General features: G+C 45.9%; 14 protein-coding genes. 7 read left to right on the top strand and 7 right to left on the bottom strand.

Annotation, left to right across the window (positions count from 1 at the left end):
- Nucleotides 1-25: 25 nt before the first annotated feature.
- Nucleotides 26-979: a hypothetical protein gene (locus AB9P05_RS06360; RefSeq protein WP_371907975.1), complete on the bottom strand. Its 954-nt coding sequence runs from the start codon at nt 977-979 to the stop codon at nt 26-28.
- Nucleotides 980-1386: 407 nt separating this feature from the next.
- Here AB9P05_RS06360 and AB9P05_RS06365 point away from each other — a divergent pair, with 407 nt between their 5' ends.
- Nucleotides 1387-3591, top strand: coding sequence for a S9 family peptidase (locus AB9P05_RS06365; protein WP_371907976.1), 2205 nt, complete (start codon nt 1387-1389; stop codon nt 3589-3591).
- Between the two features lie 369 nt (nt 3592-3960).
- Nucleotides 3961-4728: a hypothetical protein gene (locus AB9P05_RS06370; protein ID WP_371907977.1), complete on the top strand. Its 768-nt coding sequence runs from the start codon at nt 3961-3963 to the stop codon at nt 4726-4728.
- 51 nt (nt 4729-4779) lie between these two features.
- Here the strand turns inward: AB9P05_RS06370 and AB9P05_RS06375 are convergent, their stop codons facing one another.
- From AB9P05_RS06375 to AB9P05_RS06385, 3 genes are read right to left on the bottom strand one after another with little or no spacing between them, the layout of a single operon-like run.
- Entirely contained in the window at nt 4780-6213 is a 1434-nt protein-coding gene (locus tag AB9P05_RS06375; protein WP_371907978.1) for an aldehyde dehydrogenase, read from the bottom strand.
- Nucleotides 6203-7201 (bottom strand): dipeptidase, encoded by a 999-nt coding sequence (locus AB9P05_RS06380; protein WP_371907979.1) that lies wholly within the window; start codon nt 7199-7201, stop codon nt 6203-6205. Before AB9P05_RS06380 ends, AB9P05_RS06375 begins: the two co-directional genes overlap by 11 nt.
- A 16-nt stretch (nt 7202-7217) precedes the next feature.
- Nucleotides 7218-8000: an SDR family oxidoreductase gene (locus tag AB9P05_RS06385; RefSeq protein ID WP_371907980.1), complete on the bottom strand. Its 783-nt coding sequence runs from the start codon at nt 7998-8000 to the stop codon at nt 7218-7220.
- Nucleotides 8001-8126: 126 nt separating this feature from the next.
- On the opposite strand from AB9P05_RS06385, the gene AB9P05_RS06390 reads away from it, so the two are divergent.
- The 5 genes from AB9P05_RS06390 to crtD are packed head-to-tail and all read left to right on the top strand — an operon-like array spanning nt 8127 to nt 13900.
- Nucleotides 8127-8663 carry a 3-hydroxyanthranilate 3,4-dioxygenase gene (locus AB9P05_RS06390; RefSeq protein WP_371907981.1) on the top strand — a complete coding sequence of 179 codons (537 nt, stop codon included), beginning with the start codon at nt 8127-8129 and terminating at the stop codon, nt 8661-8663.
- Nucleotides 8664-9698: an amidohydrolase family protein gene (locus AB9P05_RS06395; protein WP_371907982.1), complete on the top strand. Its 1035-nt coding sequence runs from the start codon at nt 8664-8666 to the stop codon at nt 9696-9698. It abuts the gene before it with no gap.
- 43 nt (nt 9699-9741) lie between these two features.
- Nucleotides 9742-11031: a kynureninase gene (kynU, locus tag AB9P05_RS06400; RefSeq protein WP_371907983.1), complete on the top strand. Its 1290-nt coding sequence runs from the start codon at nt 9742-9744 to the stop codon at nt 11029-11031.
- On the top strand, nt 11028-12425 hold the full coding sequence (locus AB9P05_RS06405) for an FAD-dependent oxidoreductase (RefSeq protein ID WP_371907984.1): 1398 nt from the start codon (nt 11028-11030) through the stop codon (nt 12423-12425). The genes kynU and AB9P05_RS06405 overlap by 4 nt, the downstream gene beginning before the upstream one ends.
- Nucleotides 12422-13900, top strand: coding sequence for a 1-hydroxycarotenoid 3,4-desaturase CrtD (gene crtD / locus AB9P05_RS06410; RefSeq protein ID WP_371907985.1), 1479 nt, complete (start codon nt 12422-12424; stop codon nt 13898-13900). Before AB9P05_RS06405 ends, crtD begins: the two co-directional genes overlap by 4 nt.
- A 19-nt stretch (nt 13901-13919) precedes the next feature.
- Here the strand turns inward: crtD and AB9P05_RS06415 are convergent, their stop codons facing one another.
- From AB9P05_RS06415 to AB9P05_RS06425, 3 genes are all read right to left on the bottom strand, one after another.
- Nucleotides 13920-15395: a transporter substrate-binding domain-containing protein gene (locus AB9P05_RS06415; RefSeq protein ID WP_371907986.1), complete on the bottom strand. Its 1476-nt coding sequence runs from the start codon at nt 15393-15395 to the stop codon at nt 13920-13922.
- A 361-nt stretch (nt 15396-15756) separates the two neighbouring features.
- Nucleotides 15757-17115: a TolC family protein gene (locus AB9P05_RS06420; protein ID WP_371907987.1), complete on the bottom strand. Its 1359-nt coding sequence runs from the start codon at nt 17113-17115 to the stop codon at nt 15757-15759.
- Nucleotides 17116-17124: 9 nt separating this feature from the next.
- On the bottom strand, nt 17125-20184 hold the full coding sequence (locus AB9P05_RS06425; RefSeq protein WP_371907988.1) for an efflux RND transporter permease subunit: 3060 nt from the start codon (nt 20182-20184) through the stop codon (nt 17125-17127).

The following is a 20184-nucleotide window of genomic DNA, read 5'->3' on the forward strand; positions in this document are numbered from 1 at the left end:
AGCGCTAAGCCGAATATGTGTCAGATTAGTTTACAGCTTTCACAGTTAACTGAATCTCACCATCAGCACCAGTGCCGGGAATTATACTATCCACGATAAGCACACCATAGTTGGCACCACCTGGCTTATCAGTATCTGTCATAAACGCTATTACCGTACCGGCAGTAAGACCTGAAGCGATTTCAGGATCTCCGCCTGCGGTAGCGTTAGTGAAGGCATTCTGTATCGAAGATGGCGTGTTAAGTTCGTTAAACTGACTTGAACTAAGGGCGGTTATGCGTAGCTCAGTGTTATTTAACGTGTTCCATCCGCTAAGCGAAAGAATTTCTGAAGGGTAAGCAGCAGGTGAGGCAAGGGTGGCAGCATCAGTATTACCGTAGTAATAGCCAAAGTCAATCGTACTGCTAATGTCCTCAGTAGTACCGGTTACATCATCATCAGAGTATATATTTCCATTCTCTGAACTAAAGAACGTATTACTGGATCCGTCAGCCAGTGGCGCTGCTAATAGGACAGCAGAGTACATATTCACTGCCGGTTCGTTTACAATGATCTCGATAGATTCGGTCGTAGTTTCATTTTCGTCATCCACTGCCTCAAATTCGATTTCAGTCAGATTATCTGCATCTTCTGCCTCAATAACATAACTAAAGTTGGCATCGAAATCAGTTTGACCAGAAGTGGTCCTTACGTACTCTTCCAGTGTTTCTGTACGGGTGCCATCTACAACCTTATATATTCTGAGTACATTAAAGCCATTAGGAGCATTTACTGCCACATTTACATCAAATGACTCGCCCACAGCCCCTCTGAATACAGGAGCCGTACGGTTGATACTATCCGCATCTTCCCCAGTAAAAGTAAAAGCAGGGCTATCGCCTACCCCAATCGGATCAATTTCTTCATCATCCCCGCAACTAAATAGAAAAATAGCGCCCATCATTGCCAAAAGGGCGGCATAATTTGTGAGTCTTCTCATTACCTAAATAAAATTTAAAAGATGGATTAACTGATTGAATACGTGAGTTTCCTAAAAATAAACCTCAAAGAAAGCTGTCAGAGGTTTTTCTCGAAAATAGTTAAAAAAATATATTCCTTTATACTGATTTTGAAAAGGCTAAAATATCAACCTAATCACATGTAAAACATGGTTACAGGGTAATTGTTTGCTAATATTTTATTTATTTAAATACCAATAGGTCATTAAAAAATCACATTAAATAGTATTTAAAACAGTTTATTATGAGACGCAGGAAAATTAGCCACCACTCAATGATAGCAAGTGCAGTTCGTTTATTATTAGATAATTCGCAAATTTAGGCTTTCTGTGAACCCCGCCCCCTTTTAGTGGCCGGGCGCACGATGAAGTAAATTTTCATACATACTATGACTTTAACATTTCCCAAGAGATTATTATCCCTGGTTGCAATTATTATACTTAGCCTGCCAGTGGTGGGTCAGGACAAGGAACTACTCACGCTGGAGGAGATTTTTCTATCCGGAACCTTTCGTCAGCAGCAGATACGTGGTATTAACTGGATGAAAGATGGTCGGTACTACACAAGCCAGAACGGTAGCGAGTCCGGGGAAAATATTGATAAATATGACATCACAACCGGTGAAAGCGTCCAAACACTTGTAAAGGGAAACACCTTGGAAAATAAAGGGGAGCCTCTTCGCTATGGGGAATATGACCTTAGTGCAGACGAGCGTAAGGTACTTCTTGCAAGCAACATTGAAAGCATCTATCGGCGTTCGACTATTGCCGATTACTTTGTATATGACCTCGAAAAAGGCAGCCTGGAAAAACTCGATAATGAGGGAAGACAGTCATACGCTACGTTTTCACCCGATGGCAGCATGGTAGCCTACGTAAGGGACAACAACCTTTATGTGAAGGATTTGGCCTCAGGTAAAACCACAGCCATAACTACTACTGGCGAACGTAATAAGATAATACACGGGGCTGCAGATTGGGTATACGAGGAGGAGTTTAGCATGTCGAAAGCGTTTGCCTGGTCACCTGATGGCAGCAAAATTGCCTACTGGACCTTTGATGAAAGCGCCGTGAGGGAGTATAACATGCAGGTATGGGGAGGCCTGTACCCTTCTGACTACCTTTTGAAATACCCTAAAGCAGGGGAAGACAACTCTGTAGTTTCTATAAGTATATTTGATACCAAAGCGGGTGAAAGTGTGAAGGTAGATGCTGGCAAGGAAACTGACATGTATATTCCCCGAATATACTGGGCACCGGACAGCAAAATCCTGTCTGTAATCCGTATGAACCGCCTGCAAAATCAACTTGATATACTTCATGCAGATGCCTCCTCCGGAAAAACTGAAACAGTCCTCTCTGAAGAGTCTGAAACCTATGTAGACCTTAACTTCATTGATGATCTGACTTATCTCTCTGATAACAAACATTTCTTACGCACAAGCGAAAAAGATGGCTACAAACACATTTACCTTCATAAGATGGATGGTAGCCTGGTACGTCAGATCACAAAAGGCGAGTGGGTGGTTGACAAGTTTATTGGCGTGGATGAGAAAAGGGCTCTGGTATACTATATATCAACTGAAAACAGTCCGCTGCAACGTCATCTTTATAGTATTAAACTGAACGGAAAGGGAAAGAAGCAACTGAGCAAAGGTGATGGCACAGTATCTGTAAACTTCAGCCCTGACTTTCAATATTATATTCAGACCAAAGAGTCTGTCAGAGAGCCTATAAAAGAGAGCCTGCACCGCGCGCCCTCAGGCAAGGAAATTAAGGTGCTGGAGGACAACGAAACCCTTCGCCATACTATAGACCGTTTTCAATTCGGCCAACATGAGTTCACAGAATTCGAAGCCGCTGATGGTACTCCGCTTAATGCCTATGTGATAAAGCCACATGATTTTGACGAGTCTAAGAAGTATCCTGTCTTCATGTATGTGTACGGGGGGCCTGGCTCACAGACTGTGGTTGACACTTACTTTGGTTCCCGTGAACTATGGCTTAACTACCTTGCCACACAGGGCTACATCGTAGTAAGCGTAGATAACCGCGGTACCGGTGCCAGGGGCAGGGAGTTCAAACATATCACCTACAAGCAATTGGGGAAATATGAGAGCGAGGACCAGATAGCCGTTGCCAAACAACTTGCTGAGTTACCTTATGTAGCAAGTGATCGAATAGGCATTTTTGGTTGGAGCTATGGGGGTTACATGTCAAGTCTTTGCCTATTCACCGGAAGTGACGTATTCTCAACGGCTATAGCTGTAGCGCCTGTGTCTAACTGGCGTTTTTACGATACTATTTATACAGAACGATACCTGCAGCGCCCTCAGGATAACCCTTCCGGATATGACGACTTCTCCCCGTTAAGCCATACTGAAAAGCTTGAAGGCAATTATCTGCTTATCCATGGCACTGGTGATGATAATGTACATTTCCAAAATGCTGTAGCGTTACAAGATCAGCTAATTTACAATAGTAAGCAGTTTGAGTCTTTTTACTACCCTAATCGGGACCATAGCATATACGGGGGTAATACGCGTTACCACCTGTTTAGGATGATGACGGAGTTTTTAAAGAAAAACCTGTAGATAGCTAATCACGATCTTAAAAGGGCCCGGAGGCCCTTTTTTTGTTTCAGGCCTACCAGAAGGTGATAAGGTGCAGCGTTATATCACCATCAACATGTGTACTTTTTGATAAAAATTATCTAAATTTTATAAAGAAAGTGGTTACCTAATCTTTCTTTTCGGTATAAATAAATACCTCGTAATCATAAATCACACATTATCAATACTTAGTGATTTGATAAGCATGCGATAGGGATGTTAACTTACATCCATCAGAAAAAGGTAACATTTTGTAATTTAAAGGTTACCCTATTCGCGAAAGCGACTGGATATTATAGAAAAAATTACTGCCTATTGATTTGATTTTACCATCTAAGAAATTTTAATGTTATGGAAATGGATACTGCAAATGCTCTTAGCATTTGGAATCAATGGGGTCAGATAACATCATTCGTGGTGTTTGGACTGGCTGCATTGGTTTTACTCGCTTATGTCATTCGCCTTGCCGTACAGCCTAACCCCAAGGCTAAATATGACTTTATCAACCGTAATGAAATTAGTAATCTCTGGTACGCCAGCATATTATTAATCATCGGTGCTGCTGTATACGCTAATACCCTAATCGATGAATCAGGTACCATCTGGTTTTTCGTTAGAATATTCGTAAGCGTAATGCTGGGACTTATCATTGGGGTGATCATCTCAAATATGCTTCGCTTCTACTACCCTTTCTACATCGAGAAGCGATTGAAAAGGCTACGTTACCAACCCCGTCTTTCTCCTAAGAGTGGAAAGCCTATGAAACTATTGAGTGAAGATGAGGAGGATGTATACCTGGATGAGGGTATGCAAGCTGAGGAAAACATTTACTCAATAGACTATGACGTATGGATAGATGAGGAAAATAACTATACGCAGATTGAAAAGTATGCAGGACACCTGCATGCACTGAAATGCCCTGAATGTAATTATCAGACATTGAAAGTGACCCGTGAAGAAATACTGCAGGCGCCTTCCGTTCAGGATGAAGGGGAGTTAATAAAGTATTATAAGTGTGGGTACTGCAGTCATAAGGTGAAGCGGTCTTTCCGTGTAGCCAGGCTTACAGAACCACGAAATATAGTGCCTTCCAAAAACCCTACCCTAAGTATGAGCTAATAAGTACATGATAAATGAAAAGGCCATTTGCCGACAGGTGAATGGCCTTTTTTAGTTTCTTTTAATGCAGACATTCTGAGGCTCTGTAAAAAACCGCATGGCCTCCCAGCCACCCTCGCGGCCAACCCCGCTATTTTTCACTCCGCCGAAAGGGGTGCGCAGATCACGCATCATCCAGCAGTTTATCCATACTATACCACTTTTTATCCGGGAAGATACCCTGTGAGCCCGGTCGAGGTCACGTGTCCACACTGTGGCGGAAAGACCGTATTCGGTAGTATTAGCATACCGCACGGCCTCATCTTCATCAAAAAACGGCTGTATCGTTACCACAGGGCCAAAAATCTCTTCGGTATTGGTACGGCAAAAAGCATCGAGTCCCTCTATTACCGTCGGTTCATAGAAATACCCCCGGGCTAGTTGATCAGGCACCTTTCCTCCGGTAAGTATTCTGCCACCTTCATTTATCGCCAGGTCCACATAATTCATTACCTTCTGCCGGTGCTCTTCAGAGACTAAAGCTCCTATATCCGTATCCTTTTCCGAAGGATTCCCCACTTTTAGTACCTTCACCTTATTTACAAAAGCCTTTTTAAACTCATCATAAATATCCCCTTGTACAAATATACGTGAACCACAGAGGCATATTTCTCCCTGGTTAGTAAAGGCAGCGCGTACAGAGGTTTCTACGGCCTCATCAAAATTTGCATCAGCAAATACCAGGCTGGGGTTTTTACCGCCCAGTTCGAGGCTTAGTTTTTTAAACATAGGTGCCGCCAGGGTGGCTATTGCTCTGCCTGTGGCTGTTCCCCCCGTAAAGCTTATAGCTTTTACGGTGGCATTTGTCACAAGGGCCTGGCCGGCTTTTGTCCCACGCCCGTGAACAATATTCAACACCCCATCAGGCAGGCCGGCATCACGGCAGATCTCTCCTAACCTGGCTGCAGTTAGCGGAGTAACCTCTGAAGGTTTGGCCACTACGGTATTGCCTGCAGCCAAGGCCGGTGCGATCTTCCAGGTAAGCAGGTAAAGAGGCAGGTTCCAGGGGCTTATACACCCAACAACTCCCAATGGATGACGGTGGGTATAATTGAGCATAGCAGATCCTATATGGGCCTCAGAAGAAAACTGCTCTGCAGCACTGGCAAAAAAACGAAAGTTAGCCGAAGCACGTGGTATATCTACCCGCTTAGCTAGGGATACGGGCTTACCAGTATCAATGCTTTCCAGTTCCGCTAATTCATCAAGACAGCTTTCTATTGAATCGGCTACTTTTCTGAGGTGGTCTGCCCGCTGCTCTGCAGATAACCCTGACCATGAGGGGAAAGCCTCCTCGGCTGCTTTTACTGCCAGAGCAATATCCTGATCGTCGGAATCAGGTATGCGTGCGTAAACTTTTTCTGTGGCAGGTGCCACCACATCTAGAAGACCGCCATTTACAGCCGGCAAAAATTTGCCTCCGATATAGTTTTTCCTATCCTTCATTCCAGACACGGTTTACAAACTGCAGCACATTCCCGAAGGCAAGGTCTGTAAGTTGCTTATCACTCAGGTCCCCCTGCAGACTTTCCAGTACATTGGGGTAACGTTCGGCACTGGCGTGCTCCGGAAAGTAAAAAGGTATACGGGTAGGGTCCGGATGATCCTTAGTATAAAAGTAATCAGCCCCGAAGGCTATGGCATTTTTAGCCCCATGGTTAAACCCATGAAGGATATGCTGCCTCAGCGCATCAGGATCATCGTTATTTACATAAGCCCTGAGGAAGTTCATACCGATAAGCCCCTTTCTGCTTATAACCTCTTTTACTAGTTCTTCAGGCAGGTTTCTTGGGTGCTCAAATACCTGCCGGAAGTTAGAATGGCTGGCGATGACAGGAACATCCAGGCTCTTTTTGGTGAGGTAGTCAAGTATGCCATGAGCCAGAGCATCGCTGGTATGCGCCAGGTCTATCGCTATCTTTCTACCATTTAGATACTCCAGCAGGGCCTTACCATCATCTTTCAGACCGGCAGTTGTGGTATTACCTCCGCCAAATCTATTTTCACCATGATGGGTGAGGCCTATATAAATCACCCTACCGGTAGCCTCAATAATATTTTCCAGCCGTTCAAAAGCCCTTTCCAGGGTTTCGTCCTCCTCACAAAGACCACTTGCATTCTCTATACTTACTGTAACCCCGATCTTAGAGCCTGCCGTCAGGGCGTTGGCGTCATCCAGTGACGTTACCGGGGTGAATACATCCCCATAATTATTGATCAGTCTCCGGTAGGCATTAACCTGTTCTCCGGCCATGTGCGCACTTCCTTTTTCCGTGCCAGAGTATATAGCCAGCACCTGCCACCTTACCCTGCCTCGTTGCAGAAATGGAATGGCGCAGCCAATGTCATCAGCATCAGAAGGGTTGGAGTTTGGCCGGGATGCCAGGTAGGAAAGCAGGTCACAGTGAAGGTCGAATACAGGATATCTTTTCATATAAATTTTTTCTATTTCAAAGGCAGCCAAGCCGGCCACCGTCTACAGGTAAATTAGTACCGGTAACATATGAGCCGGCAGGTGACGCAAGAAAGGCAATGGCCGAGGCGACCTCATCCGGGTGGGCAAAACGACCGGCTGGTATTTTGCTGAGCATTGCCTCCTCTTCTTCCTTTTCGGAAGTACCGTTCTTTTCAGACTTATTTTTGATCAGATTACTCAGGCGGTCGGTAGATGTAGCCCCTGGAAGTACATTATTTACAGTGATACCATGTGGAGCAACTTCTTTTGAGAGTGTTTTAGACCAATTAGCCACTGCTCCCCTGATGGTATTACTAACTCCAAGGCCAGGAATAGGCTCCTTAACAGAGGTTGAGATCACATTGATAATACGGCCATAACCATCGGATTTCATGGCTGGCACCACCGCCTGAGTCAGCACGTGATTGCACAGAAGATGCATGCGAAAAGCCTTTTCAAAGGCGGCAGATTCGGCCCCCAGCACCGGGCCTGCAGCTGGTCCCCCGGTATTATTGATAAGAATATGTACGGGGTTACCAGCCACATACGCTTTTACTTTCTGCTCAACCTCCTCAGGGTTTACAAAATCAGCCACCAGGTAGCTATGTGATGTTGAATCTCCGGGCAGCAGGTCTATTACCGCTTTAAGCTTTTCCTCGTTTCTGGCGATAAGGGTAACTGAAGCTCCTAACCGGGCCAGCATAAGGGCTGTGGCCTTTCCGATACCTTGCGTACTACCGCAGACTAGGGCTCGCTTTCCACTCAGGTCTGTGTTCATAGAATCTTTGCGTCCTTTTCAATCCATAAATATATAAGGAAATGATGGTTTCTGTATTTCATCATACCTTTACCATCCTTTTTTGTTAATTTAGTCAACCGATTAACCGAACATAAACCCCTGCTTATGCCCATTAGAAGACCATTTAACTTCAAAGAGTGGATAGACGAACACCGGCACCTGTTGAAGCCGCCGGTGGGAAACCAGCAGGTTTTCAAAGCCAATGATGATTTTATTGTAATGGTGGTTGGCGGACCCAATGCCCGTAAAGACTATCATGTTAATAAAACAGAGGAATTCTTTTACCAGTTGGAAGGTAACATTGTACTTAAGATCATTGAAGATGGCAAACCGGTAGACATCCCTATCAAAGAAGGCGAGATATTCTTATTACCTCCAAATGTGCCTCACAGCCCGCAGCGTACAACAGGCAGTATAGGATTGGTAATGGAAGTATACCGGGATAAAAGCCAGGAAGATGGCTTTCAATGGTACTGTGAAAACTGTGGCAACCTTTTGTACGAGGAATATGCTCACGTTTCGGATATTGTAAATCAGCTACCTGCTATCATGAATAACTTTTTTGAAAATATAGAGCACCGGACCTGTGATAAGTGTGGTACAGTAATGGAAAAGCCGGAAGCGGCAAAAACGCAGGATTAAATGAAGGGGAATATGCTAACTATAGACATGCACACGCATATCCTCCCTAAAACCTGGCCGGACCTGAGGGAGCGATATGGATATGGCGGATTTATTCGACTTGAACATCATAAGCCAACGGCGGCCAGGATGATGGCTGACGAAAAGTTTTTCAGGGAAATACAGGCCAATTGCTGGGACCCTGAAGTACGGATAGAGGAGTGCGATAAATTGGGCGTGGATGTGCAGGTACTTTGTACTGTGCCTGTTATGTTCAGCTACTGGGCCAAACCCGAAGATGCCCTTGACCTGAGCAGGATACTAAACGACCATATTGCGGATATTACCAGGAAATACCCTAACAGGTATGTAGGGCTTGGCACTATACCTATGCAATCGCCTGACCTGGCCATAGCTGAGCTTGAGCGATGTGTAAAGGATCTGGATATGGCGGGGGTGCAAATAGGCTCCCATATAAATAATCATAATCTGGACTCAACTGAGCTCTTCCCCATATTTGAGGCGGCTGAGGAACTGGGGGCTTGTATCCTTGTGCACCCATGGGACATGATGGGTAAAGAAAATATGCCCAAATACTGGCTCCCCTGGCTTGTAGGTATGCCTGCTGAGACCTGTCTGGCCGTTTGCTCTATGATTTTCGGAGGCGTGTTTGAGCGACTCCCCAAACTGAGGGTGGCCTTTGCCCATGGTGGCGGGTCCTTTCCTTTTACTCTCGGCCGTATTGTACATGGCTTTAATGTACGCCCTGATCTCTGTGCCATCGACAATCCCATCAGCCCGGCTGACTATATAGGGAAGTTTTACGTAGACTCTGCTGTACATGATGAGCAGACGCTACGCTACCTTGCGGAGATAGTGGGTACTGATACGATACTTATGGGTAGTGATTACCCCTTTCCTTTGGGTGAACACGAGCCGGGCCGCATAATTCATGATGCCGACTTCAACGAAAGTGACAAAAGGAAAATGCTTGCCGCCAATGCTATGGAATGGCTGGGCATTAAGGAAAATAAGTTTATAAGCATATTGAAGTAATTCCTGCAATAGCCACTGGCTGTTAGCAGGTACAAAAATTTATATGGAATATAGCTTTTCGGCGGAACTTGCCCGCCAATTGGACGAAGAGGACATTCTCGCAGATTTTCGCGACAGGTTTTTCATCCCGGAAGTAAACCGCAGGGAAGCCATCTATTTCTGTGGCAATTCTCTGGGCCTGCAACCTAAATCCACCTCCGCTTACCTGGAAGCAGAAATGAAAGTGTGGAGAGAAAAAGCGGTGGACGGGCATTTCCGTGACGCAGATGATAATTGGTATAATTATCATAAAAGCATGAAAGGCCCCATGAGCAAACTCGTCGGAGCCCGCGAAGCTGAGGTAGTACCGATGAACAACCTCACTACTAACCTCCATTTGATGTTAGTGACCTTTTACCGTCCTACTGCGGGGCGCTACAAGATCATCTGTGAAGCCGGAGCCTTTCCCTCAGACCAGTATGTGATAGAGTCACAGGTAAAATGGCATGGATTTGATCCGGAAGAGGCAGTGATAGAAGTAGGCCCGAGAGATGGTGAATTTACCCTTCATGATGAAGACATACTTGAAGTTATCCGGAAGCATGGCGATTCTACTGCGCTGATTTTGTTTGGTGGCCTCCAATATTACACGGGACAGCTATTTGATATGCAGGCCATCACAAAAGCCGGTCATGAAGCAGGGACTATGGTAGGTTTCGATCTGGCTCATGCCGTCGGTAATGTCCCATTGCAATTGCATGATTGGGATGTGGACTTTGCTGTTTGGTGCACGTATAAGTACCTGAATAGTGGCCCTGGGTCTATGGCTGGTGCTTTTATCAATGAGAGTTTTGCAGAACGCCCGGACCTTCCCCGGCTGGCAGGCTGGTGGGGCTATGATGAGAAACAGCGCTTTAAGATGGAAAAAGGCTTTATCCCTTCATATGGGGCTGATGGCTGGCGTTTGGCAAATATGAATATTTTGTCAGCTGCAGCGGTCAGAGCTTCATTGCAAATCTTCAATGAAGCGAGCATGGAAAGACTTCGTGAAAAAAGCGTGAGGCTTACCGGCTTTATGGAATTCATCCTGGAGGAAATCAGGAAGGAGCACCCAATCTTCCGCATTATAACCCCTGCCGACCCGGAAAAACGAGGATGCCAGCTTAGCCTGTACTTTGAAAAAAGCGCAAAGGCTATGTTTGACAGCATAACTGAAAACAGTGTCATAGCCGATTACCGAAATCCCAATGTGATACGACTAGCCCCGGTCCCGCTATATAATACCTTCATGGACGTATTTACACTTGGAGTGATTATTAAAAATACGGTAGCACAATTAGAAAATAAGGCTTGACTAGCACGCAAAATAAAGAAGTAACCATAATGGGAGCCGGTCTCGTTGGCTCCCTGTTGGCCCTTTACATGATACGCAGGGACTATCGTGTAGTGGTGTATGAGAAACGTCAGGACATGAGACGAATCCGCCAGGATGGCGGCCGGTCTATAAACCTGGCCCTTAGCGACCGGGGTCTTAGGGCTCTCAATGATGTGGGCCTGGATGAAAAAGTCAGAAGTCTTATGATTCCTATGAAAGGACGTATGCTTCATGGTCCGGATAATGACATACGCTTTCAGCCCTATGGAAAAGCAGGTCAACATATTAATTCTATTCCCCGGGGGCTTCTGAATGAACTTATGATCAATGAGGCAGAAGAAAGAGGGGCTGTCTTTCATTTCGGTAAACGATGCACTGCGGCGGACCTTACGTCTAATACGGTTACTATAGAGGATATTGATACGGGAGGAATTACCGAAATTACCTCAGACCTTATTCTTGGAGCAGACGGTGCTTTTTCGGCCATACGATCAGCCATGGAGAAAACGGACCGTTTTAACTATGAGCAATTTTACATTGAACATGGTTATAAGGAACTAACAATTCCTCCTACAGCAGAGGGACATTTTGCAATGGAAAAGAATGCACTTCACATATGGCCCCGTGGGCGCTTTATGTTTATTGCATTGCCTAACCCGGATAAGAGCTTTACCTGTACATTATTCTTTCCCTTTTCAGGAGAACCCTCTTTTGAGAGCCTTACTACTCAACAGGCGGTAGAATTATTTTTTAAAGAGACTTTTCCAGATGCAACGGAGCTGATTCCTAACCTGACCGAGCAGTATTTTGAAAACCCTACCAGCAGCCTGGTCACTATCCGGTGCTTTCCCTGGGTGGCTAACAGGTTTCTTATCCTGGGCGATGCTTCACATGCGATCGTACCCTTTTACGGCCAGGGAATGAATGCGGGGTTTGAAGATTGCTATCTGCTGGACAAAATGATGGACAAGCACGAGGATCTGGATGAGGTACTTCGGGAATTTCAGCTAATGCGTAAACCTGATGCAGACGCAATCGCCGAGCTGGCCTTAAGCAACTTCATCGAAATGCGTGACCGTGTGGCCGACCCTCAGTTTTTACTTCAGAAAAAGATTGAGGCAAAACTACACGACCGCTTTCCCGACCAGTGGATGCCATTATACTCAATGGTTACATTCAGTCATATGCCCTACTCGGAGGCTATGCAAAAGGGAGTACAACAGGACAGGGCTATGAAGGTGGTAATGAAGCACATGAATGCTACCTTTGAGAATTATGAGAGCCTCAATTACTCAGCCATGCTGGCGCGCCTGAAAGACGAGATGGAAAGCATGCCTGAGCCTGCTCTGCAGCGCACCACTCAGCACGGATGAAATTAAAGAAGAAAGTCGCGATCGTAGGAGCAGGCATTGCAGGAATAGCAGCCTCTGTAAGGCTGGCCAGAGCTGGCAATGAGGTTACTGTTTATGAGGCTAATGACGGCCCGGGAGGCAAACTGAGAGCCTTTAACTGTGCGGGCTACCGGTTTGATGCGGGACCTAGCTTATTTACCATGCCCATGCTGGTAGATGAACTATTTATCCTCTGCGATGAAAATCCTGAGGACCATTTTACCTATCGTCAGCTACCAGTCACCTGCCATTACTTTTTTGAAGATGGGCTGAATATATACGCCTATACTGACAGGCAAAAGCTGTTACAGGAACTTCAGGGAAAAGTAAAGGACGATCCTGCCGCAGTGATCCAGGCATTGGATAAGAGCCAGAAGTTATACAGTATGCTGGGCGACTTATTCATGAAACGCAGCCTGCACAGGGCCTCTACATTTTTGAACAAAGAGGCATTACATGCTTATACCCGCCTTCATAAGATGGACTTCTTTCGCACCATGCATGAGGCAAATGCTTCGCGATTCACAGACCCACACCTGGTGCAGCTATTTGATCGCTATGCGACCTACAATGGCAGTGATCCGTACAAAACTCCTGCCACCATGAATATCATTCCTCACCTGGAGTTTAATATAGGCACGTATTTTCCTGAGGGGGGCATGTATAGTATCACGGAAAGCCTATTTAAGTTAGCAAAAAGACAGGGTGTACAGTTCAGGTTTGACACGCCTGTACATAGTATATCGGTGACGAATGGAAAGGTATCAGGTTTGGAAACAAAAGCAGGCGGTGAGCACTACGATACAGTGGTTAGCAACATGGATGTAGTTAATACTTATCGTAAGCTATTGCCTGACCAGAAACACCCTGAAAAGCTTTTAAGACAACCCAAAAGTAGCTCTGCCATTATTTTTTACTGGGGAATACGCAGGAAATTCGATGAACTGGACCTGCACAATATTTTATTTAGTCAGGACTACAAGGCAGAGTTTCACAATCTTTTCGATAAGAAAACTTTGTACAAAGACCCGACTATTTACGTTAATATCACTTCTAAATACCAGCAGGATGATGCTCCGGAAGGGTGTGAGAATTGGTTTGTTATGATTAATGCACCACATAATGACGGGCAGAACTGGGATAAACTGATAGATCAGGCCAGAAATAGCATTCAGGAAAAACTAAAGAGAATGTTGGGGCAGAATATTGCTTCACTGATAGCTTGTGAGGAGGTCCTGGATCCGCGTACCATTGAGCTTAAGACCAGCTCCAGCCAGGGAGCGTTATACGGAAATAGCTCAAATAATCGATACGCAGCCTTTTTACGCCATGCTAATTTCAGTAAGAATATCAAGGGCTTATACTTTTGTGGCGGAAGTGTGCACCCGGGCGGAGGCATTCCGTTATGTCTTAATTCAGCCAGGCTGGCAGCTGAGGCAGTAGAAAGGGATTCGTAAAAACTAATACGCAGAAGCTCTAGCCTGCATCTGCCAGGACAGGGTGCAACTGATGTAGTGAGGCCTGCTGGTTACTACTGGTGAGGCGGTTATAGTGGTCATAATATTCCAGGATGTTACGCACATACTGGGCGGGCTCTTCTCCACGGCAGTATCCCTGATTTACGACCGGATCCTTAAAGTACTTAGGCTTGCTTTTTCTTACCAGATAGTATTCCACGTCTTCCCAGTTTTCAGGGTCTTTACCATACTTACGGCAAAGGGCGCGAGCATCCAGTACATGACCGGCACCTACATTATATGAAGCCAGCACAAACTTAACCCTTTCGGTAGAGTCAGCCACCTTCTCAAGCCACATATCCTGCAGAAACTCAATATACTTAGTTCCTGCCTTCAGGCTTTGATTAGGGTTGTACAGGTTTTTGGCACCGTATGTCTCCGCAGTAGATGGCATAAGCTGCATGAGTCCTACCGCTCCGGCCCATGACTGGGCATATGGATCAAATTTACTTTCCTGGTAAACCTGGGCAGCAAGCAGACGCCAGTCCCACCCTATGGTAGATGCGGCATCCTTGATCAGGCTGTCATAAGGGGATATTTTATTACCTGCAAAGCTTGCATACTGGCTTTGTCCTCTCTTCTGGATGGCCTTATTGTTCTTAAAGTACTTCTTGTAAATAACGTAGAACTCTGGCTTTTTCTTCATTCTCTCAAGCCATGCATTCACTTCTGTTAAAAGTCCGGGAGCATTTTTACGCACCCCCCAGGCAATTCTTTGAGGAAAGCTGATGGCTGTTTTGACATCCAGGTTAGAGTAGTAGGTAGCATTAACCATAGCTATGTCTTCATCTGCTACAGTATATTCAATATCACCCTCGGCCACTTTTCGTATAAGCCGCTCTGTTTCTACATCTGCAAAATCTTCTACGATGATAATATCTCCGCCAACCTCTTCAGAAAGGTTTTCTAAACGCGTGAAGTAGCTTGAGGACTTCCTCACGTATACTTCTCTGCCAATAAGGTCGATGGGGTTACGAACCAGGGCATCTTCTATCTGGTGGCGTTTCATTTTACGCCAGTTGTCCGGCTTGCGCTGCACGAGTACCTGTTTTACCGTGTAGAGATGGTCAGTAAACTCAGCTTTTTCCTTACGGTCTTTAGTAATGGTGAGGTTGTGCGCGATAATATCGCCTTCGCCTTTATTTAGTTTGGTAAAAGCTTCATCAATATCTACAGTGGGAAGGATTTCGAGCTTGACTTCGAGATGATCTGCCAGTAAGGTGAGTAGTTCATACTCATATCCCATGGGTTGACCTTTGTATACAAAGTATCCTGTGGAACTATTATCTATGATAGCTCTCAGGGTTCCCCGCTCCTTAATTTTTTCTAAATCAAAGGCGACCGGGTCTATTACACGCTCCTCGGCTACTTCCGAGTCACTACGACTTTCCCTGGTTGACTGCTTACAAGAGGTTGGCATTAATGTAATAAACATCGCCGATAGGCAAAAAACCGCCCTCTTGCTATGCTGTTTGATTCGATATTTTATTGAGATAAATCTCATAATTCTGCCTTTTTATCAGCGCAGGGCTGAGGCGGAAAAAGAAAATTACAACTTAGTTTTAGAAAAAACTAACAATTTCCGCACAATAGTAACTAAACGGAAAAACACATAGGATGTTTCACCCTATGTCCCCGATAACAAAAGTAACTGTATAGCACCTAATCCGGGGACTTGCTACTTAATGCATGATGTAATAAAAAAGTAACCCATGTTCCCTTTTTATCAATCCGCCCCAGGTAGCGGCTAAAAGATTATCATGGAATAGTGCTAATACCGTGCCAGAAATGAGGGATTATCTTAGAATGGTGCCACTGATCCTTTTCAAGGAAATTTCAGCCATTTTGGTATCAAATATTGCTGAAATTAACCGACTCTCCGCCTCTACGGCGTTAACCTGTGCCTCACGGCTTTCCAATGCGGTGGCATTACCAAGTTTATACCGGTCCAGTGCTATGGCTGCATTTTCGCGTGCCAGTTCGAGGTTTTTTCTTTCCAGGGCAAGTAAACTACGGTTGTTCAGATAGTCTATCCAGGCGTTCTGCAATTGACTTAGCAATTCCTGCTCAAGTTGCTCAGTCTGTAGTCTGGCGCTACGAATATTCAGGTCAGCCACTACTTCACGTCTTCTGATATCGAACCGGCGGAAGACAGGGAGGCTTATCTGGGCACCATAGGTAAAACCATCTGATGCAGTACCTCTGAAGAAGCCCTGAGACTCGGATTCGGTATGGCTGTATGAGGCTATCAGGTCAAGGGTAGGATACCTCTCAGCTCGAACAGCCTTCTTTTCGAAATCTGCTACCTCCTGCATATGCAGGGCCCGCTGATAAGAGGGGTTTTCAGAAACCAAGGTGTTTCGCAGGTTATCCAAAGGAGGAAGAGAATCAAGGTCAATAGTTGAGGTTACGTAGAAGTTTGCCTGAGGGTCTCTCGCAAGGAGGTTATTCAAATCTACCTTAACTGTACGTAACCGGGCTACCTGATCCAGCACGGCAGAACTATCGGCATTTACCTGAACCTGGGCCTGCAGGTACTCCTGCTTACTGCTTCTGCCCACCTCATATTTATAATAGGCTATGTCACGGCGTTCCTGGCTTAGCTGGACATTATTCTCCAGAACTTCCAGAACGGTCTGTTCTGCCACAGCCAGGTGATATAGCTCGGCTATGGAGGCCGCCGTATTCTCTACAGTCATGCGAACATTCAGGTCGGACATATCCCTTAGCGATTCCAGGCGATCGTAGGCAATAAACATTCCCAGGCCATCAAAAACACGCCATGTAGCATCCACGCTATATGCGAGCTGGTTACTACGGGCATTAGGTATTTCGCGTACTACAATCCCTTCAGTACTATCAGTCTGTTCACTGAAGCGCTGAGTCAGGTTTTCCCGGGTCCATGTTCTCCTGCCGTTAGCCTCTACTTCCGGAAAGAAGGAGTACTTGGCATAGTCATAGTTTGTTCCGGCCACCTCGGCATCCGTTTTGGCCAGCAGGATGCCATAGTTGTTTTCAAGGCCTAAAGCCATTGCTTCATCAAAGCGAAGGGTATCGGCTTCGGGTATTATTTCGTCCGAAGAATATATACTCCCGGCCTGTGCCACTCCAGAAAACAGAAAGATGAGTATGCAGGCGATATACGTTGAATGCATAAGTCAGTATTAGGTCCTTGCCACTCTCTTTTCGCTGCTGGAAAAGTAGGTGTAGATGGCAGGAATAACATATAAAGTAAGTACAGTAGCGAAAATGAGTCCTCCAATAACCGCGATGCCCATGGAAACACGGCTCTCGGAGCCTGCGCCCAAAGCCAGCGCAATGGGGAGAATGCCGAGGATGGTAGAAAGACTCGTCATGAGAATTGGCCTGAACCTGGCCTCTGCAGCTCCGATAATGGCCTCCTTCTTGCTCATACCTTCTGCCTTTCGCTGGCTGGCAAATTCCACGATCAGAATACCATTCTTAGTAACCAGACCTATCAGCATGATGATACCAATCTGGCTGAAGATGTTTAGTGTCTCATTGAAATACCATAGCGTCAATAGAGCTCCTGCCATGGCCAGAGGCACGGTAAACATGATCACGAAAGGATCACGAAAACTCTCGAACTGGGCGGAAAGTACGAGGTATATAAGTATAAGTGCGAAGCCAAAGGCAAAATAGAGGCTATTACTGCTCTCCTGAAACTCGGCTGAGGGTCCGTCCAGTGAAGTGGAGAAGCTCTCATCCAGCAGGTTTGCCGCAATCTCGTCCATAATAGCTATTCCTTCCCCAATGGTAACACCTGCGGCAGTCTGAGCGGAGACGGTGGCAGAAGTGAAACGGTTAAACCTGTATAGCTGAGGGGGGGCACTCTGCTCTTCCATATATACCAGATTATCCATTTGTATCAGTTCACCTCTGTTATTTTTGACATAAATAGATTTAAGGTCAAGGGGCTCATTCCGGTTACGGTCCAGCATCTGTCCAATAACCTGATACTGCTTACCGTTCATTATAAAATAGCCAAAGCGCTGACCGCTCAAGCCAAGTGAGAGCGTACTGGCAATGTCGCGCACACTCACACCCATCTTGCGGGCTTTTTCCCGATCTATCTTTATTTCCAACTCCGGCTTATTGAATTTAAGATCCAGGTCTGCAAACGTAAAGGCAGGATTGGCTCTTACTTCTTCCATAAACTGGGGCAGGACTTTTTTAAGCCTGTCTATATCCGGAGCCTGCAGTACATATTGTACAGGCAGGCCTCCTCGCCGGTTACCTATAGACTGCTCTTGTGAGACATAGGCACGGGCAGCTGTCATGGAGCCGATAACGGGGGTAAAGGCGTCTACTATTTGTTGCTGTGATCGATCTCTTTCCTCAGCAGGGATCAACATTACACGCCAAAAGGCAGAGTTCACTGAGCTACTAGCTCCGAAACCGGGGGATGTTACTGAGATGACTGCTTTGGCTTCCGGAATATCATTATCAATTCTGTTGATGACCTCATCCACATAGCGGTCCATGAAATCAAAGGTAGTGCCTTCCGGCCCGCTAGCCATTATCCGAAAGCCATTACGGTCCTCCAAGGGAGCGAGTTCACTATCGAGGGTAACAAAGAGTAAGGCCATAACACCTATGGATACTCCCATCACGACAAAAGCCAGCCACCGCTTCGCCATAAACGCTTCCAATGAGCGGTTATAGCGTTCATTAAGTCCTTTAAAGTACTTTTCAGTTCTGCGATAAAACACGTTATGCCGCTCGCGCTTTTTAAGGATCCGGCTACATAACATGGGGGTAAGTGAAAGGGCCACAAAACTGGAAATGATTACAGCCCCGGCCACGACAACACCGAACTCTCTGAAGAGCCTGCCGGTCAATCCCTGAAGGAAGATAACAGGCAAAAACACAGCAGCGAGGGCCACAGTAGTGGATATAACAGCAAAAAATATCTCTTCGGCTCCTTCAAAGGCTGCTTTGCGGGGCTGCATTCCTTCTTCAATTTTTGTATAGATATTCTCCAGCACCACGATGGTATCATCTACCACAAGGCCAATGGCCAGCACCAGGCCGAGTAGGGTAAGTACATTTATGGAGAAGTCGGCGGCATACATAATGAAGAAGGTACCGATTAAGGCAATAGGGATGGTTATAACCGGAATAATGGTGGTACGCCAGTCGCGCAGGAAGATGAATATAACGGCAAACACGAGGATAAAGGCGACGGCAATAGTTTGCTGCACCTCTGAAATGGACTCGCGGATATACTCTGTAGTATCAAACCCGATACCCAGCTCTATGTCCTCAGGAATATCCTTCTTAATATCTTCAAGTCTTTTATAAAACTCATCGACAATATCGATGCTGTTGGAGCCGGGTTGAGGTACGAGGACCACGCCTACCATTGGTACACCGTCACGCTTTAAAATGGTACGGAAGTTTTCCGGCCCGAGCTCGGCATAGCCTATATCGCTGAACTTTACAATGTTATTATTATCCTCTTTAATAATAAGGTTGTTGAACTCTTCAGGCTCAGCAAGCCTACCTTGGGTACGAACGGTAAGCTCGGTATTTAGCCCCTCTACCCTGCCGCTGGGTAGCTCCACATTTTCACTGTCCACGGCGTTTCGAACATCCAGGGGGGTAAGGCCGTAAGCGGCCATTTTTTCAGGATCCATCCAAAGGCGCATGGAGTAGCGACGTTCTCCCCAGATTCGCACCTCGGATACCCCGGATATGGTTTGAAATCTCTCCTTAAAGACGTTCTCTGCCAGGTCTGATAGTTCCAGCAGATTCCGCCGGTTACTTTTCACATTTAGAAATACGATGGGCTGACTATCGGCATCTGCTTTTGACACAATAGGAGGGTCTGCGTCCTCGGGAAGTTCACGCCTGGCTCTGGACACCTTATCACGCACGTCATTAGCTGCTGCTTCGAGGTCTTCACCCAACTCGAACTCTACGGTAATGGTGCTACGTCCTTCGCGGCTTACACTGGTAAGGCTCTTAATACCGGCAATGCCATTGATGCTTTCTTCCAGCCGCTCGGTGATCTGGCTCTCAATTACTTCTGCATTTGCACCAGTATAAGAGGTACTTACGGTAATGATGGGCGGGTCAACACTGGGGTACTCACGTACCCCCAGAAAGGAGAACCCGATAATTCCGAAAATGATGATCACGATGGACATCACTATAGCCAATACCGGACGATTTACACTTATGGATGATAATGAGGCCAT

Source organism: Roseivirga sp. BDSF3-8, assembly GCF_041449215.1.
Lineage (GTDB): Bacteria > Bacteroidota > Bacteroidia > Cytophagales > Cyclobacteriaceae > JBGNFV01.

What these genes read in the sequence shown, in the direction of transcription:
- AB9P05_RS06395 (WP_371907982.1), top strand. Translation starts at nt 8,664, where the DNA reads ATGAAGGGGAATATGCTAACTATAGACATGCACACGCATATCCTCCCT.
- AB9P05_RS06420 (WP_371907987.1), bottom strand. Translation starts at nt 17,115, where the DNA reads ATGCATTCAACGTATATCGCCTGCATACTCATCTTTCTGTTTTCTGGA.
- AB9P05_RS06370 (WP_371907977.1), top strand. Translation starts at nt 3,961, where the DNA reads ATGGAAATGGATACTGCAAATGCTCTTAGCATTTGGAATCAATGGGGT.
- AB9P05_RS06380 (WP_371907979.1), bottom strand. Translation starts at nt 7,201, where the DNA reads ATGAAAAGATATCCTGTATTCGACCTTCACTGTGACCTGCTTTCCTAC.
- kynU (WP_371907983.1), top strand. Translation starts at nt 9,742, where the DNA reads ATGGAATATAGCTTTTCGGCGGAACTTGCCCGCCAATTGGACGAAGAG.
- AB9P05_RS06425 (WP_371907988.1), bottom strand. Translation starts at nt 20,184, where the DNA reads ATGGCCTCATTATCATCCATAAGTGTAAATCGTCCGGTATTGGCTATA.
- AB9P05_RS06375 (WP_371907978.1), bottom strand. Translation starts at nt 6,213, where the DNA reads ATGAAGGATAGGAAAAACTATATCGGAGGCAAATTTTTGCCGGCTGTA.
- AB9P05_RS06390 (WP_371907981.1), top strand. Translation starts at nt 8,127, where the DNA reads ATGCCCATTAGAAGACCATTTAACTTCAAAGAGTGGATAGACGAACAC.
- AB9P05_RS06365 (WP_371907976.1), top strand. Translation starts at nt 1,387, where the DNA reads ATGACTTTAACATTTCCCAAGAGATTATTATCCCTGGTTGCAATTATT.
- AB9P05_RS06385 (WP_371907980.1), bottom strand. Translation starts at nt 8,000, where the DNA reads ATGAACACAGACCTGAGTGGAAAGCGAGCCCTAGTCTGCGGTAGTACG.
- AB9P05_RS06360 (WP_371907975.1), bottom strand. Translation starts at nt 979, where the DNA reads ATGAGAAGACTCACAAATTATGCCGCCCTTTTGGCAATGATGGGCGCT.
- AB9P05_RS06415 (WP_371907986.1), bottom strand. Translation starts at nt 15,395, where the DNA reads ATGTTTATTACATTAATGCCAACCTCTTGTAAGCAGTCAACCAGGGAA.
- crtD (WP_371907985.1), top strand. Translation starts at nt 12,422, where the DNA reads ATGAAATTAAAGAAGAAAGTCGCGATCGTAGGAGCAGGCATTGCAGGA.